Raw genomic sequence first — 16,801 nt, 5'->3', positions numbered from 1 at the left:
CATGCGGTCGGTCAAGGAAGTGTGGCGTTCCCGGGCGGCGTTGGCCGCTGTGGTGACAGTGTGCGTGGTTGCCACCACGCTTGCGGTCACCGGTGCGGGCGCGGACACCAGCGGGATGAAGTTCCTGCAGACCGGCCATCTGATCTACAACAGCACGCTCGGTACGGTCTTCCACATCGACGGCGGCACCAAGGCGGTCGACGGGCAGGTGTCGGTGTCCGGCCTCGGCCCGGGCGTGCGGACCGTGCAGACCGACAAGCACGGGTTCATGCTGGCGCGCGGCAGCATCACCGAGTTCGGCAAGTCCGACCTGAAGGTCGAGGATCCGGTGAAGGCGCCGTCCGAGGAGCAGCCGACCGCGCTCGAGGCCTCCGGGGCGGCGTACGCCGTCTACCGCGAAGCCGGCGCGATCACCCGGCTCGGCGAGGACCCGGTCACGCTGCCGGGAGGCGGCGCACTCGGGCCGCCGGTGGTGACGGCCGACGGCACGTTGTGGGTGCACCGGCTCAACAGCCGCGAACTCTGCCGGTTGCCGCTCGAAGCGGACCGGTTGTCCTGCCCGGCCGAGGTGGCCAGCGGTCATACCGGGGCACTGACCGTGGTGAGCGATCAGGTCGTGTTCGTCGACACCACCGCACGCGAGCTACGGGCCGTGGACGCGGACGGCTTCGGGCGTACGGTCCCGGTCCCGGCCGTCCCGATGACGCCGGGCTCGATCATTGCGCCGTACGACGTGAACGGCCGGATCGCTATCGTTGACCAAGCCAACAATGAGCTGCAACTGGTGGACGCGGGGCCGGTGACCGGGGAGCGCCAGGCGGCCGCGCCGGTCGCGCGGAAGCTCCGGCCGGGCAAGTACTCACAGATCGCCTCCACCGGGCACGGTCTGGCGTTGATTGACAGCACCAACGACACGCTGGTGACGTTGGATGCCGATGGCAAGCAACGTTCGGTGCAGGCGATCCCGCCGCCGTCGGCCAAGGCGAAGCCGGACAAGCAGGACCGGCCGACACTGTTCCGCGGCGCCGACAAGCGGCTGTACGTCGACAGCGTGGCCGGCGAGCACTCGATGGTCGTCGAGGACGACGGCGAGGTCACCGAGGTACAGGCGGTCGGCCCGGCGAAGCCGTCCAAGACCCGGACCGCCAAGCCGTCGACACCTCCGTCGACCCCGCCCTCCACGCCACCTTCGACGCCACCCTCGACCCCACCTTCGACGTCGCCGTCCACTCCGCCGTCGACTTCGGAGACCAGCAAGCCGCCGCGTACAGAGGAGCCCCCTCCGCCGGAGCGCACCCAAGGCTCCGACGAGGGCAGGCGGACCACCAAGCCGCCCGCGCGGACCGAACCGCCGGTAACGCAGAAGCCGCCGCGCCGGACCACGCAGCCGCCGTCGAAACCGTCGGCGACCAAGCCGCCGAAGACCACTCCGCCGCCGACCAAGCCGACGACCCCGAAGCCGCCGGTGAAGGCCAGTCCGGCCGCGGCGCCACCCGGGCTCAAGGCGTCCCCGGGAGACGACGAGGTGACGCTCACCTGGCGCCGCCCGAACCTGAACGGTGGAACGTTCGTGAGCTACAGCGTCCTGCAGGACGGCGATCCGGAGACCACGAGCAGCACGCAGTACACCTGGGACGGATTGAAGAACGGCAAGTCGTACACCTTCGAGGTCCGTGCGGTGACGCGCGGAACCGATGGCGAACTTCTCATCGGGGTGGCGGCAACGATCACCGCCACGGCGGGCGCGCCGTCCGGGACCGGTGCGTTCTCGATCAGCTACGGACCGAAGGCCGACGAGGGACCCGACTCGAACTGCCCGAAGGGTTCCGAGGACGACTGCCACTACATCCTGTTGCGGGGCAGGGATCTCGAGCCGAACACCGACTACACCTTCCGCGCGTACTCGGACAATGTGCAGATCCACGAGGCGTACACGCTGAGCACGGACAGCAACGGCGACCTGGACCAGAAGAAATTCCACAACTCCCGGGTCGGTGAGACGGTCTACGTCACCGCGACCGGCCCCGGCGGGCCGTACACGTCCAACAAGTTCAAGTGGCCGGCCGGATGAGGCTCACGGGGCGTGGTTGGGCGGTCCTGCTCGGATCGATCGTCTGGTACGTACTGGGCGAGCTCGCGGGCTACCCGGTCTTTCGTGCGCTGGCCGGGATCGGGGTCGGGGCGCTGATCGCGGCGACCGTGCTGACGGTGCGTCGGCCGCAGGTCACGGTGCAACGAGTGCTGTCGCCCGACCGCGTCGAGCGCGGCCGTCCGGCGCTGGCCACGCTGCGGGTGCGGAACGAGGGCACCCGTTGGCAGGCCGCGTTCGCAGCGCACGACTCGGCCGGCGACGAACGCCAGGAGGTGAAGATCCGGCGGCTCGGGCCCGGCAGTGAAGCGACGTACCGGTACGAACTGCCGACGTCGCGCCGCGGGAAGATCGCGGTCGGCCCGTTGACGCTGGAACGTCGCGACCCACTCGGTCTGGCACGCAACAGCAAGGCGACCGGAGAGGTTGCGACGCTGTGGGTGCATCCGTTGCGGCATCCAACCAAGACCGTCGTGGCCGGCCGTCCGCGCCATCACCACATCGGTCGTACGGCGGACGACTCGCTGCGCGGGTCCGCGGATCTGCGCGACGTACGCCCGTACGTCGTCGGTGACGAGGTCCGGCACCTGCACTGGAAGGCGACCGCGCGGACCGGGCAGCTGATGGTCCGCGACTACGCCGACCCGGATCAGCCGCGGCTGACCGTGCTGCTCGACACCCGGCGCGAACCATTGCCGCCAGCAACCTTCGAGGAAGCGACCGAGGTCGCCGCGTCGATCCTGTTCGCGGCGTCGACCTCGGGACACCGCTGCCGGCTCGTGACGACCGCTGGGGCCGACCTCGCCGCGCCCGGGGGTGCTGTCGCGTCCCGGATGTTCCTCGACGAGCTGTGCGTGGTCGAGCAACGCGACGACAAGGGCGGTCTGCTGCCGCAGGTGCTCACGACCGGCGCCTCGGCCGGCGGCGCGATCGTCGTGGTGACGGGTGCACGCGGTTCGGCGGCGGATTTCGCGCCGCTGCTCAACCGGTACTCGTCGGTGACCGTCATCGGTCTCGGTGAGGCGCAGGGCGTCGCGCCGATCCTGAGCGCCCAGGTGGTCCTCGGTGGGTCGGCTCGGGAGGCGTTGCAGCAGTGGACGGGAGTTCTTCAGTGAGCCGGCGGCAGACCATCGCGGTACTGGCCGCCGTACTGATCGGTGGGCTGTGCTTCGGGCCGGTGTTCGGTGTGCGGAACCTCTGGCTGCCCGTCGGGGCAGCGTGCCTGATCACCTTTGTGGTCACGGAAATCTGCCGGCACTGGCTGGCCGCCTGGCGCCCGGTACTGATCGTCATCGGCGGTCTGCTGGCCACCGTCGAAACGGTGCTGCGAGCAACTACTGTCGCCGGACTGCCCACCGCTGCGTCGATCCGGGCGCTTGGACACGGGATGACTGGGTGGCGGCTGACGCTGGAGTCGACCTGGCCGGCCCGACCGGATCCCGAGCTGGTGGTGTTCGTCCCGCTGCTGACGCTGATCGCTTGTCTGCTGGCAGTCGAGCTGCTCGACCGTGCACCGCCGCTGGTCGCGTTGATCCCGGGGCTCGGCGTCATCGGGGCCAGCCAGTTGTACATCGCGGCCGATGGCTGGAGGGCCGTTCTGATCGCGATCGCGCTCGCGCTGATCGTGGTTGCGTTGCTGATTCCCGACAAGCTCGAGTACCGGCGGATCGCGCCGTGGCTGGCGACCGCGATCGTGACGGTCGCCGCGATCGTGTGCGGGCTGGTCGTCAGTGCGATCGACCCGGCCGGGCGGACGCCGTACTCGCTGCAGAAGGTGCAGTCGGCAACGGCTCCCGGCGTACGGCAGACGAGTCCGCTGGACGAGTTGGCCAATCGGTTGAATTCCCGCGAGCGCGACGACGTGGCGTTCAAGTACAGGTCGTCACAGCCGGTGGATCGGTGGCGGCAGGTCGCGCTCGACGACTTCGACGGCGCGAACTGGACGACCGATCACCCGTTCCTGCGGATGGGCGCCGAGCTGAACTCCGGCGTCCAGGTGCCGACGACGCTGGAGTCGGCGGACGTCGAACTGCAGGACCTGGACGGCCCGTGGCTGCCCAGCCAGTTGCTGCCGGCAACGGTCAGCGGGGTGACCGAGCCGCAGGTGGAGCCGATCGGCGGGACGCTGATGGCGGCCGGCCGGCCCGGCGACTACCGGCTGACCTGGCGGAAGCCGGACATCGACGCGCAGTACCTGCTGAACGCCGGCATCGACGGGCTTGCGCCGGGCGGTCTGAACGATCTCGGTCCGGTACCGCCGGAGATCGCGTCGATGGATCCACTGAAGGGGAAGCGCGCGACGTTCTCGACGGCGATCGCCCTGGAGAAGTACCTGCGCCAGCACTACACCCTGGCGGTCGGCGACGACCTGCCGACCGGGTACGGGTGGCCGCAGCTGAAGAAGTTCCTGCTCGACGAGCCGTCCGGCGGCGCACAGGCGGTCGCCAAGCGCCCGGGCACGAGCGCGCAGTTCGCAGCCGCGTACGTCGTCCTCGCCCGGCTGAACGGGATCCCGGCGCGGCTGGTGGTCGGGTTCCGCGCGCCGGCCAAGCCGGATGCCGACGGGTACTACGTGGTGCACAACTCGGATGCGTTCGCGTGGCCTGAGGTCGCGGTCGACGGTGTCGGCTGGTGGCCGCTCGACCCCGCGGAGGACGCCGCCACCGGGAAGAGCACGGTCGCCGGTTCGATCGACGACATCACGAGCCAGGCACGGGCCGCCGTACCGCCGGTGAACGAGATCAAGGACCCGGAGGTGCCACCGTCGCGGGACCGCGGGAACGGCGACCACGGGATCGTGCTGCCACGGATCCCGCTGACGACGGTGTTCGCGGTCGCGGTCGGGTTGCTGCTGCTGTGGCTCGTCGGCGTACCGCTGCTGAAGCTCGTCCGGTCGGTGCGGCGTCGGCGGCGCGCCGGGAGCGCGGGAGTGGTCGGGGCGTGGGCCGAGGCGCGGGACAGGCTGCGCGCGTACGGCGTACCGGTGACTGCCGGGATGACGGTGCGGGACCTCGCTGCTGCGGCGCAGGAGATTCCGGAAACATCGGACGGACTGTCGCGGGTGGCGGACGCCGTCGATCACGCGTTGTGGTCGGGTGGGCCGACCACGCCGGAGGTCAAGGATCACGCGTGGACCGGGGTGCGGGAGCTGCGGAAGGCGTTGCGCGGGCGGCCGTGGGTGGACCGGTTCCAGGCGTCGCTGGAGCTGCGGACGCTGTTCACCCGTTGACCGACCGGACGGTTAGGGCGACTGGCCGGGGGCGGGAGCGAGGTAGTTTCCGGGTCGCATAGAGTGACAGCTGTCACGACAAGGAAGGACTCCGTGCGATGGCTGCTGAAGATCCGAAGAAGCCGTTCCCCGGCTTCGACACGACCAAGCCGAGCATCGCCCGGACCTACGACTACCTGCTCGGTGGCAAGGACAACTTCGCCGTCGACCGCGCGTTCGGCGACCGGTTCATCAATGAGCTGCCCGGCTCCCGCGTGATCGCGTACGACAACCGCGGCGCGCTGGTCCGCGCGGTCAACGAGATCATCCGGTCGACGCAGATCCGGCAGTTCATCGACCTCGGCAGCGGCCTGCCGACCGCGGACAACGTGCACCAGGTCGCGCAGCGCTACGCGCCGGAGACCAAGGTCGTGTACGTCGACAACGACCCGATCGTGCTCGCCCACGGCCGCGCGCTGCTCGCCGAGAACGCCAACACCACGGTGATCCAGGCCGACCTGCGGGACCCGAAGTCCATCTTCGAGAACGAGGACACCCTGCGGCTGATCGACTTCGAGAAGCCGGTCGGCGTGATCTTCAGCGCCACCCTGCACCACGTGAACGACGACGAGGACCCGGCCGGCATCGTCCGCTTCTGGCACGACCGGATCGCTGCCGGCAGCCACGTCTTCGTCAGCCACTTCCGCAGCGAGAACGATCCCCGCAGCCAGGAGCTCGAGCAGGTCCTGCAGGGCTCCCTAGGCCGCGGCCGCTGGCGTACCGACGATCAGATTCTCGCCCTGTTCGGCGACGGCTTCACCGTCCTCGACCCAGGCATCGTCCCCGCCGTCGAATGGCGCAACCCCGAAGAACCCGACGACCTCACGGACTACCAACGCCTGATCGCCGCAGTCCTAGCCGTCAAAAACTAACCCCACCACACCCCACCACCCCGCGGCCACTACCCCGGGGAGCGACGCGGCCACCGCCCCGAACGCTTGAACAGGAACCGGTGGGCAGAGACAGCAAATGGTGGGCGGGAACCCTGTATCCCCTGTCCCCACCCACCATTTCCTGTCCCCACCCACCATCCCGAGCGAGACTCGCCGCCCGCAGGCCCGCCCGCCGACCGCCCCTTGACCAGCCTGCCAGCTGCTGGCCGGCGCGTGTCGGCTACGTGCATTTGATGGGTAGGCCAGGCAAATGTGGGGTTCCGGACCGTTGTGAACGGTGTGGAACCCCTGATTTCACTGGCAGACCCACGAAATTCGCTGGCCTACCCAGCAAATTGGGCAGGCGGGGCGGGCCGAGTGGTGCGGTGCGGTGCGGGGCGGGTGGTGGGGTCCAGTGCGGGGCGGGTGGTGCGGGGTGGTTGGCGCGGCTGGGTGTGGGCGTGTGGGGTGGGGGAGGGCGTCAGGTGTTAGCCGTCGGCCTTCCAGAAGAACTTGTTGGAGGTGTAGGTGCCTCCGGGGCCTTGGACGGTGACCCAGGTGAGTTGGCCGACGGCGCTGCAGGGGAACTGGTCCGGGACCAGGAGCTGACCCTTGCTGCTGGTCTTGGCGCTGTAGCCGGGGTTGAAGTTGCCCCACTCGGACGTGTACGGCTTGATGCTGTACGTCGCGTTCGGCGCCAGGTTCTCGATCCGGACCTGGAGGTAGGCGCATTCAGGGTGCTGACAGTCGTCGCCGTACGTCGTCCCGTCGCCCCGCGACGCCACCACCCGCTTGGTCGGCTGGTCCTTGCCGACCGAGGTCGCCGACAGGCTGCTGTACTTGCCGACCACCTCCTGCCCGTCCGACGCCCTCGTGATCGCGCGGACGAAGAACGCGTACATCGTCCCGTCCTTCAGCCCACTGATCGGCGCGGACGTGGTGGTCGTCTTCACCCGGACCGGACCGGTCTTGGAGCCCATCGACACCTCGTACCGTACGAACGTCCCGTCGCCCATCGTCGGCTCCATCCAGCCGAGCGTCAGCGAGCCGCTCGTCCCGTCCTTCGACACAAGCAGTTCGCGCGGTGACTCGGCCGGGTTCCACTTCAGCTCGACCTGGGCCGACTTCACCGCCGGGCCGGTGCCGACGCTGTTCACTGCGCTGATCGTGAAGTAGTACGCGGTCTTGGTCTTCAGACTCGGGACGAGCAGCGAGCGCGTCGTACCGCTCACGGTCGTCGACCCGCCGCCGGTCCACGTCACCTTGTACGACGAGATGGTCGCGCCGTGCGCGGCCGCGGCACCCCAGCTGACCACTGCGCCGCCGTCGATGATCCGGGCCGCCACGTTCAGCGGTGCGCCGGGGCGGGTCGCGCGCGCAGTCGGCTTCGGCGGGATCGTCTTCGGTGGTGTGGTCTTGGGCGGCGTGGTCTTGGGAGGTGTCGTACGGCGCGGGTTCGTCTTGCCCGGGTTCGGGGTGCGCGGAGGCGTTGTCCGCCCCGGCGGGCGTGGGGTCTCCGGGCGGTGCGTGCTCGGCGGCGTCGTCCGCGAGGTGACCGGCGGCTTCGGCGGCGTCACAGGTGGGTTCACCGGCGGAGTCACGGGGGGTTTCACCGGCGGTTTCACCGGCGGAACAGTCGGCTTGTCCGTGGGCTTGGTCGTGGGTTTGCCACCGCGATCGTGGTCCTGCCCGACGTCCACGGCCTCGGTCCGGCCGTCCTTGTCGACCACGACCACCCGGTCGCCGGTTCCGTTCTCGACATACACCCGGGAGTCGTCGCCGCGGTACAGATTCGGCTCGGGCTTGTCGTGCCCGGTGGTCGGGTGGCTCGGCAGCTTGGTGGCTTCGCCGATCTGGCGACCGTCCCGATCGAGCGTGATCAGGCTGGCGTTCTTCCGGTCGAGCAGCGCGATCCCGTCGCCGGACGAGGCCACCTTGTCGTAGTCGCCCTTGGGCAGCGGAGTGGTGGTCGGCGCCTCCGGCTTGTCCGGGTGCGACACGTCGACCAGGTGCAGTTCGTCGTGGTCCCGGTCGACGATCGCCAGTTTGCCGGCGACGTCGTTGCCTGCGACCAGCGAGCTGTCCGGTACGTCGACGCTCCCGATGCTGTCCATGCCACCGTTGTTCAGCGTGAAGACCTCGCCCGCGGTCAGGTCGACGAACACGGCCCCCGTACCGACGGCGGTCAGACCGCCCTTGTGCCCCTTCGGCGCAGTCGCGGGGCAGGTCATCCGGTCCGCGGACAGCGGCAGCCGGCACAGGTCGCCCTCGCCCGTACGGTGCACCCACAGCGTCCCGTCCGACGTCACCACTGGATCGCCCAACGGCCCGCCCGGGAACGCGATCGTCTCCTTGTCGCCGAACCGTACGACCCGTCCGGCCTGGCGGTACACGGCGAACGCCGCGCCGGACGCCTCGAGCCCGATCGGCTGCTCGTTCGCCGCGGGCGGCTCGACCGGGTCGAGTACGGTCAGGTCGGACTTGCCGAACCGGTCGATCCGCGACCGGCTGAGTACGAACCCCTGCTTGTCGGTCTGGACGACCTGCGCGCCCGGCTCCGGAGCCTCCGCCGCAGTGTCCGCGTCCACCTCGCCGGTCGAACCGTCCAGGTGAAAGATCCGTCCGACCACGCTGTTGTAGACCCAGTGGCCGGACTGCGTGAACTTCACGCCGCTGCTCGGCGAGCCGGCCCCGGTCAGTACGACCACGCTCATCAGCGCCACACAGCCCGCAACCACCGCGGCCAGCGTGGCCTCGGAACGGCCGCGCCCACGGAGCAGCCCGGTGAGCCGCCGGGGGCGGAGCGAGATCGGCTTCACGGGCAAAGACTAGGCGATAAGGGTCCAGAACCGGTCTACTCCCTGTCCAGGCCGATCAGCCGCAGGTCGCCCCGCGGATCGGCGCCGGAGCGCTCTGGTACGTGGTCGCGCCGTCCGAGCCCTGGATCAGGAAGCAGTACTTCAACCCGGCGCTGACCTGCACGGTCAGCGTCGTAAGCTCGCCGCGGAACGACGTCTGTGGCTTGTCCACGCCCTGCTCGGCGACGATCACCGCGTACGTGAGTGACTTCTTCGTGGACGACCAGCTCAGCACCACCGAGGTGCCCTTGTCGACGGGCGGATTCAGTTTGATCTCGGCCTGCTTCGGGGCGACCGATGGGGTGACACTCGGCGCCGTCACTGCCGCCGGCGGCGCTGGGGTCGACTGGGTTTCGTCGCTGCCCGGGTGAAACACCACAGGCACGACGGCGACCAGCGCGATCGCCGCGCCGGCACCGATCAGCAACGGCTTGCGGGACTTCCTGCCACCAGACGGCTCGTCCACGCGGACCTTGGATGCCTTCTTCTTCGGCGCCTCGACCACGGCCAGCGGCACGCTCCGGCCGGCCGCCAGTTCATCGCGGAAGTCGTCGAAGTCGGTCTCGTTCTCGGGGGTTGCGCCGGCACCGGACAGCAATGCCTCGAACTCGCCGACCACCGCCGCCGCCTCCGGCCGCAGCTCCGGGTCCTTCGCAAGCATCCGCAGCAGCAGGCGTGACAGCCCAGGAGGTACGTCCCGCCCGGTCACCTCCGCGGGCGGTTCCCGGAGCACGCGCAGTACGACGTCGTCCGCCGACTCACCCGGCCGCGCCGGGAACGGTGGCAGCCCGGTCAGGGCCAGATACAGGACAGCGCCCAGCCCGTAGACGTCGGCGGCCTCGGACAGCTCGCCCTCCCGGAGCACCTCGGGGGCGGTGTACGCCGCGTCGCCCATCAGGTCGCGCGGAAAGCGCAGCCGGAGTGCCATCCCGAAGTCGGCCAGCGCCGGCTGCCCGCTGGGCCGCTCGAGCACGTTGGCAGGTGTCACGCCGCCGTGCACCAGCCCGGCGTCGTGCGCCTCGGCGAGCACCGAGCTGAGGATCTGCCCGAGGACGATGACGTTGTCGATCGGCAGTGGGCCGTTCGCAATCAGGTCGGTGAGCGACTGCGGGCAGAACTCCATCCGCAACCCGGTCCGGCCGTCCGGCAGGTCGTCGAGGGACTCCACCCGGACGATCGACGGCGCCGACCGGAGCCCGGCGAGCTTCGCCTGCTCGACCTCGACGGCGTTGTAGGTCCGCCGGTCGAGCGGCTGCGGGTACACCTTCAACGCGGCCGTTCGCCCGCCGGGAGGCGCCACGAGGTACACCGTGGCCACCGGTCCGGTGGCGCGCGGCACCAGGGTGTCGGGCGAGATCTCGGCCATCAGCGTCATTTTGTCATCCCACGACGTCCAAGTACGCGCAGCCGTGAGCGAGCAGGAACCGCAGATCGCCGAGGATCTCGGTCAGCGCGGCGTCCGGATCCGGCCGGGCGGCCGGCTCCGCGACCACCGTCGCGCGGACCTCGCAGCTGTGCCACAACGTCGGCGCTACCGAACCCCACTGCCACAGCTCGTAGCATTCCGGGTCGAGGACCGCGGCCGTCCCCAGTCCGGGGATCCCGACCGCGTGTCCTTCGAGCTGCTCCGGCGCGTTGCCGAGCCCGACGAACAGCACGTCCATCCGGTGCCGGTGCGCGAACTGCGCCGCCGACGCCGGATCGTCCTCGACGACCGCGATCAGCCCCGAGTCCGCGAGCTTCTCCAGATGCTTGCCCGGGGCATCGACTCCGGTGTCGGTGCAATGCGCGACCACATCCGCGACGGTCCAATTCCCCTTGCCTACTTCGGGTACGCCGTGCGCGAGCACCCAGACCGCGAACGCATCAGCGTCCAATCGGTGCCGGCTCCACCCGACCCGTACGGCCTGCTCCGCATCGCGAGCACCGTTGTAGTGCCCGACCGGAAACACCGAGCCTGTCATCGCATCCTCCGTCGATCGAAGTACGCCGCACGTACCGCGAGCAAACCGTGGACCTGACCAAGTACTCCCGCCAGCACCTGCTGCGGGTCGGTCTCCTGAGGCGTCGTCACACCGGCCGCGACGGCGACCTTCGCGGCGTCGTGGCAGCCGGTCCAGAGTTCGGGCGCGAGATGCGTCCACGACCACACGTCGTACACCGCGTTCGAGACCTGGAGAACCGGCTGGTCGAGCAGCCCGATCGTCTGCAGCCACGGCTGGTTCGCATCCGCACCGAGCCCGTACAGCAAGGGAAACAGCTGATGCTGCTTCGCGAACTGTTCGGCCTGCTCGGGATCGACCGTGGCGAGCAGCCCGTCGGTCAGGAACCGTTCGATCACCGGTTCGGTCTTGTCCGCGGGCAGCCCGAGCTTTCCGGCGCGCCGCACCACCGTCTTGCGCGTCGGCCGGTCCTGGTCGTCGACGCCGTGCGCCAGCAGCCAGAGCGCGAACTCCTGGTCGGCCAGCTCGGCCACCTCGAGACCCACCCGGACCTGCTGCGCCCGCGCGCCGCTCGCGGAGTGCAGTACGCCGATGTCGTGTCCCACCGGAATCAACAGCTCTTGATCGGTCCCCACTGGAGCTCCTTCGTGTCGTCCCGATCAGTCAATCGCGATCCGGACGCCTGGCCCGGCGGCGGCAGGAAGCTGTCGCGAACGCCCCGCGCGCCCGGACTGCATCGATCGTTGGACCACCGGCCGACGGTCGACGAGAGGAAGCGGTCGATGAACATCACTGGACTGGTCCGGGTCACCGTGGCCGCGCCGCAACGACGCATGGACCTGGCCCTGCCCGAGCAGTCGTCGGTCGCCGAGCTGGTGCCCGGCCTGCTCGCGAAGGCGGGTGAGCACCTCGCCGATGCCGGCGTCCCCGATGGCGGCTGGATGCTTCGCCGTACGGACGGATCGCCGCTCGCACTGGGCCGCAGCCTCGGATCGCATCGCGTGAAGGACGGGGAGATCCTGCACCTGGTCCGCCGCGAGGTCGACTGGCCCGAGCTCGAGTACGACGACCTCGTCGACGCGGTCGCCCGCGGATCCAGCCGGCTCGGATCGGCCTGGACCGCCTGGCACACCAGAGCATCCGGCCTGACCCTCGCGGCGGCAGCCGTCGTCGTCGCACTGCTCACCGTGCTCCGCGGCGGGGCCCCGTGGGCACCGCCGGCCGGCCGGTTGCTGTTGCTGGCCGCGCTCTTGATTGCTGCGGCGATTGTGCTCGCGAGGGTGGTTGGTGATGCCGGAGCAGGCGCGATCGTCGGCGGGCTCAGCCTCCCGTTCGCAGCAACAGGGGGAGGTTTGCTGCTCGCTGGGATCGCACCCGCTCCCGCCATCGGTGCACCACAGTTGCTGGCGGCATCGGCCGCGGTACTAGTTGCTGCTGTCGCGTGCTACGTCGGCGTGGTCGACGGTGCTGCCTTCTTCGCCGGAGCGATCAGCGTGGGCGTACTGGGAGTGATCGGCGGCTGGGTCGGTACGTCGGACGCACTCGGCGCGCCCGAGGTCGCGGCGATCGTCGGCTCGGCCCTGTTCGCGTTCTCGCCGCTGCTGGCCCCGCTGGCGATCCGGATCGGCCGGCTGCCGATGCCGATCCTGCCGCGGACGACGGCCGACCTGGTACGGGACGATCCGCTGCCGCCACGACGTCAGGTACACAGCGCTGTGGTCCGCGCGGACGGCCTGCTGACCGGAATGCTCGGCGGCCTCCTGATTGCCGAGACGAGCTGTCTGGTCGCACTGCTCCGCTCCGAGAACCGCTCGGCCACCATCCTGGCCGCACTGCTGGCCGCGGGCCTGCTGATCCGATCCCGCCTCTACCCGATCGTGAAGCAACGACTGATGCTGCTCCTTCCCGGGTTGGCCGGTGCTGCTGGTCTGGTGATCGGTCCGCTCAGCCACCAGTACGGCGACCCCGCGCCGGTCGTCGTACCGCTCGTCGGTGTGGTGGCCGCGGCAGGCGTCTTCCTCGGCCTCCGATACAGCACGAAGCCGCCCAGCCCGTACCTCGGCCGGTACGCCGAGATCGTCGAGGTCCTGATCACGCTCGCGCTGATCCCGGTCGCCTGCGCGGTCCTCGGCCTGTACGGCGTGTTCCGCGGGTTCGGGGGCTGACATGGCGACGCGCAAGGATCAGCTGCAGTCGCACCAGTTCTCGGTCCAGCGGATGGTCTCGGCACTGGTCACGCGGGAGTCGGACCCGGAACAGCCGCCGTTCCGCCGCCCCACCGCGGCGGCGGTCGGCAGTGTCGTGATCGCGTTCGTGGTGCTGGCCGGCGTCTGGGTGTACGGGATGGTCGTGCCCGGCGGCAACAAGGCCTGGGCCGGCGGCGACGCGGTCATCGTCGAGAAGGAGACCGGCACCCGGTTCGTGTACGTCGACGGCCATCTGCATCCGGTCACCAACTACACCTCGGCTTTGCTTGCCTTAGGCAAATATGTGGAGACGCGGCGGGTCTCGGCGAAGTCGTTGCGCGGCGTTCCGCGCGGACCCCTGATCGGGATCGCGGATGCGCCCGACGCGCTGCCGCCGAAGGACCGGGTCCTCACCGGTGGCTGGACGCTCTGCTCGCAGCCCGCGCTCGACGCCAGCGGCGCCCGGACGAGCGAGTCCGTCCTGATGGTCGGCGAGCAGCCGGACGGTGGAACGCCGATGAACGACACCGCGATGCTCGTGCAGGTGATCGAGACCGGCGACCGGTACCTGATCTCCAAGGGATACCGGCACAAGATCGAGAGCGCCGACATGGTCACGGTCGGCCGGGCGCTCGCCTCCAGGCCATGGGCCCAGGTGGGCGCCGCGTTCGTGGCGGCGCTGCCCGACGGTGAGCAGATCGCACCGCTCAAGCCGGCCGGGATCGGGCTGCCGTCACGGGCAGTGCCCGATCGGCCGGGGACCAAGATCGGGCAGCTCTTCATGGTGCGTACTGCGGCGGGCAGCGTGCAGTACTACCTCGCCGCCAAGGACCGGCCGATCGCGATCTCCCCCTTGCAGTACGACGTGCAGCGCGCCTTCGCGCCGATGCGGGCCGCGTACGGCGGGAAGGAACCGCGCGCGATCGAACTTCCCCTGCTCTCCGTCGGCCAGACCGATCCGCCGACGACGGACACCGACCAGGGACGGGCGCCGCGGACGTGGCCCGTGTTCGTGGCGCCGCGGGACGGTCAGGGGACGGTGTGCGCGGCCTTCGCGCCAGGTGCCGCGCTGCCGGCCATCACCGTCGACCCTCGAATGCCGGCCCGGGACGCGGCGACGATCACACCTCATCGCGGGCCGATGGGTACGGCACTCGCGGATCGCGTCCTGGTCCCGCCGGGTACGGCTGCCGTCGTCGAGGCGATGCCGGCCGATCGAGCCGCCGCAGGCACCATCTCGATCGTCACCGACCTCGGCCGGGCCTTCCCCCTGGCAAGGCCCGAAGTCCTGGAAACCCTCGGCTACCAGGGCATCACCCCCATCCGCATCCCAGCCACCCTGATAGCCCGCATCCCCCAAGGCAGCGGCCTGAACCCAACGACCGCCACCCACCCCATCCAATAACCGGCCGCCGGACAGCACGCAGATCCCCACCGCCGCGCCGCCCACTGCCTGGCCGATCCGGGGAGGATTTTGCCCCCGATTCGGGAAGGAATTCTCCCCAACCATGCGTCCTGTCGCCTTGCGGACGACCGGGGCCTCGGACGTAGTGTCCGAGGCCCCGGTCGTCTGCTTGGGTTGCTGTGGTGGCTAGTGCGCCGATCGGCGGACTTGGTGCGTGGGAGTTGGTGCTGCTTCGGGGGTTTCTACGGTCCAGAGGTCCTCGTCGAGGACTTCCAGGGTGGTGGACTGTTCCTTGTCGCGGCGGGCCGGCTTGGTTTGGAAAGTGCCTGGTTTGCCGGACTTGCCCAGCAGACCTTCCGGTACGCCGGGTGTCGGGCCGCTCCGCCTGCGTTCCCGTCCGCCCGGCCGGATCGCCCCGCTCGCCGGCTTGCCACCACCTGCACCTGCCGCGCCGGCGGCCCCGGCCATCGGCGGCATCATCGGCGGCATCCCACCACCGCCCGCACCTCCGACGCCGGTCGTACCGCCTGCACCGGTCCCGGGCCCGGCCTGTGCTGGTGCCTGTCCGTTGCCGGGTGTTCCGGGAGGCTGCATCTTCGCGACCTGCGCGATCTGCTGGTCGCCCCGGATCAGAGCACCGGACGGTTTGCCGAGGTCGGCCTTCCCAACACCTCCGATGTTTCCGACGCCACCAATCCCGCCACCGCCGATGCCACCAATGCCGCCACCTCCGATCCCACCGATCCCGGCGACCGGCGCGAGGTTAGGCGGCACCGGTGGGCCAGTCACCGGTGGAACCGGAAGGTTGGAACCAAAGGTCGGCGGCGGTAAGGTCGGCATCGTCGACGCCGGCCCACCGGCCAGTCCCGTCCCGCCACCCGGCACCTGCCCAGGGAACTCACTGTTGGGCAGCCCACCGGACGGATCATCACCCGGCACCTGACCACTCGGATCCCCGCCGGCCTGTTCACCGCCCGCTTGCTCTCCACCTGCCTGTTCGCCACCGGCTTGCTCACCGCCGGCCTGCTCTCCACCTGCCTGTTCGCCACCGGCTTGCTCACCACCGGTCTGCTCTCCGCCGGCGGCCTGCTGACCCGAGCTTGGTCCACCCGGCGAGCCCCCAGGAGCGTCGAGCTTCCCGTTCGGCCCGACCCACGTCAGCCCCTGGGCTGCAGCCAGGATCTGCTGCCCGACCGACGCATACGCCGCGTTCTGCGCGTTCAACGCACGGGCGGCCGGCATGACGAGCTCCACCGCCAACCTCACCGCCGCCGCCTCTTCCGCAGCGGGGTCGGCCGCGCTCTGTGCCGACGCCTTCTCGGTCCCGATGACGCCTTGGCTGGTGCTGCTCTTCTCCGCAAATGCCGCCTGCGCCTGCTCGACCTTCGCGACCGCGTCCGTCGCGAGCTGGAGATTGGCGGCCATGAAAGTACAAGTATCGGCACACACCTGCTCGATCGTGCCACCGGCCGCGGACGGACCACCCGCCGCAGTGCCGTCGATCGAAGCCGCTGAACTGACCAGTGCGTTCTGGGTGGCGCTGCTCGAGCTCTCGAAGATCGGCGCCTCCCGCTTGCTGGTCCAGCCGGGCATCAGATCCCCGACCGCCCGGTGGAACGAGTTCGCGAGGGTGCCGATCGCCGAACCGGTCTGCGTCCACAACGGCCCCTCGCGTTGCAGCGTGGCGCCCGTGGTGTTGACCTCTTCCTGCGCCAGGTTCTTCAGGCCGTTGGTGGCGGCGAGCAGGTCGGCGAACTTCGTCGCCGCCATCACCGCCTGGATCGTCGTTGCCGGTTCTCCTGCTGGTGTGCCGGCCATCAGTGCCCTCCGTCCTTCGACGAGTGGACCGTGAGGAGGCCGCGCGTCAGGCCTGCCATCGCGGAGTGCAGCTTCTTGTGCTCGGCGCCCACCTCGGTCATCGCGGCCTGATAGACCTGTACGCCGCCCGCGGTCGCGTCGATGTACTGGGTCCGCAAAGCAGTAGCTTGGTCCAGCTGCGGCATCAACGCCTGACTGCCGGACATCGGCCCGGGCGTACCCGGTTCGGCCGATCGCGCCGCCGCGGTCTTCTCGCGGAACGCGGTGCTGTTGTTCTCCATGCTGGAGGCGAACGTGTCGAAGATCTCCGGTGCGACGACGCCGATGTTCGGCGCTTCACCGGACGGGGAGGGAGGGGACAT

The 16,801-nt window shown here is 70.0% G+C and carries 12 protein-coding genes; 6 read left to right on the top strand and 6 right to left on the bottom strand.

All coding sequences use genetic code 11. The features are described from left to right. Nucleotide 1 precedes the first annotated feature (1 nt). From ACGFI6_RS30560 to ACGFI6_RS30545, 4 genes are all read left to right on the top strand, one after another. Complete coding sequence (locus tag ACGFI6_RS30560) at nt 2-2,071, top strand: fibronectin type III domain-containing protein (RefSeq protein ID WP_393124616.1); 2,070 nt, start codon at nt 2-4, stop codon at nt 2,069-2,071. Continuing rightward, nucleotides 2,068-3,204, top strand: coding sequence for a DUF58 domain-containing protein (locus ACGFI6_RS30555; RefSeq protein WP_393124615.1), 1,137 nt, complete (start codon nt 2,068-2,070; stop codon nt 3,202-3,204). Before ACGFI6_RS30560 ends, ACGFI6_RS30555 begins: the two co-directional genes overlap by 4 nt. Further along, entirely contained in the window at nt 3,201-5,318 is a 2,118-nt protein-coding gene (locus ACGFI6_RS30550) for a DUF3488 and DUF4129 domain-containing transglutaminase family protein (RefSeq protein ID WP_393124613.1), read from the top strand. The genes ACGFI6_RS30555 and ACGFI6_RS30550 overlap by 4 nt, the downstream gene beginning before the upstream one ends. Nucleotides 5,319-5,416: 98 nt before the next feature. Then, the gene (locus ACGFI6_RS30545; RefSeq protein ID WP_393124611.1) at nt 5,417-6,229 is read left to right on the top strand and encodes an SAM-dependent methyltransferase; all 813 of its coding nucleotides are present in this window, start codon (nt 5,417-5,419) and stop codon (nt 6,227-6,229) included. Nucleotides 6,230-6,717: 488 nt separating this feature from the next. Here ACGFI6_RS30545 and ACGFI6_RS30540 read toward each other — a convergent pair whose 3' ends face one another. From ACGFI6_RS30540 to ACGFI6_RS30525, 4 genes are read right to left on the bottom strand one after another with little or no spacing between them, the layout of a single operon-like run. After that, on the bottom strand, nt 6,718-9,048 hold the full coding sequence (locus ACGFI6_RS30540; RefSeq protein WP_393124610.1) for a fibronectin type III domain-containing protein: 2,331 nt from the start codon (nt 9,046-9,048) through the stop codon (nt 6,718-6,720). A gap of 55 nt (nt 9,049-9,103) precedes the next feature. Further along, nucleotides 9,104-10,453, bottom strand: a complete 1,350-nt coding sequence (locus ACGFI6_RS30535; protein ID WP_393124608.1) for a serine/threonine protein kinase — start codon at nt 10,451-10,453, stop codon at nt 9,104-9,106. A gap of 13 nt (nt 10,454-10,466) precedes the next feature. Further along, nucleotides 10,467-11,051: a hypothetical protein gene (locus ACGFI6_RS30530; protein ID WP_393124606.1), complete on the bottom strand. Its 585-nt coding sequence runs from the start codon at nt 11,049-11,051 to the stop codon at nt 10,467-10,469. Continuing rightward, nucleotides 11,048-11,665 (bottom strand): hypothetical protein, encoded by a 618-nt coding sequence (locus ACGFI6_RS30525; protein ID WP_393124604.1) that lies wholly within the window; start codon nt 11,663-11,665, stop codon nt 11,048-11,050. Before ACGFI6_RS30525 ends, ACGFI6_RS30530 begins: the two co-directional genes overlap by 4 nt. 147 nt (nt 11,666-11,812) lie before the next feature. On the opposite strand from ACGFI6_RS30525, the gene eccD reads away from it, so the two are divergent. Both eccD and eccB read left to right on the top strand, forming a co-directional pair. Continuing rightward, the gene (gene eccD / locus ACGFI6_RS30520) at nt 11,813-13,195 is read left to right on the top strand and encodes a type VII secretion integral membrane protein EccD (RefSeq protein ID WP_393124602.1); all 1,383 of its coding nucleotides are present in this window, start codon (nt 11,813-11,815) and stop codon (nt 13,193-13,195) included. A gap of 1 nt (nt 13,196) precedes the next feature. After that, on the top strand, nt 13,197-14,621 hold the full coding sequence (eccB, locus tag ACGFI6_RS30515; RefSeq protein WP_393124600.1) for a type VII secretion protein EccB: 1,425 nt from the start codon (nt 13,197-13,199) through the stop codon (nt 14,619-14,621). A gap of 186 nt (nt 14,622-14,807) precedes the next feature. Here the strand turns inward: eccB and ACGFI6_RS30510 are convergent, their stop codons facing one another. Beyond that, a complete protein-coding gene (locus tag ACGFI6_RS30510) occupies nt 14,808-16,439 on the bottom strand; it encodes a hypothetical protein (protein ID WP_393124598.1) in 1,632 nt (543 codons plus the stop codon). Further along, the gene (locus ACGFI6_RS30505; RefSeq protein WP_393124596.1) at nt 16,439-16,801 is read right to left on the bottom strand and encodes a hypothetical protein; all 363 of its coding nucleotides are present in this window, start codon (nt 16,799-16,801) and stop codon (nt 16,439-16,441) included. The genes ACGFI6_RS30510 and ACGFI6_RS30505 overlap by 1 nt, the downstream gene beginning before the upstream one ends.

This window comes from Kribbella sp. NPDC048928 (genome assembly GCF_043197975.1).
Taxonomy (GTDB): domain Bacteria; phylum Actinomycetota; class Actinomycetes; order Propionibacteriales; family Kribbellaceae; genus Kribbella.
The sequence above is the reverse complement of the archived record's forward strand: the minus strand, read 5'-3'. Positions and strand labels throughout refer to the sequence as shown.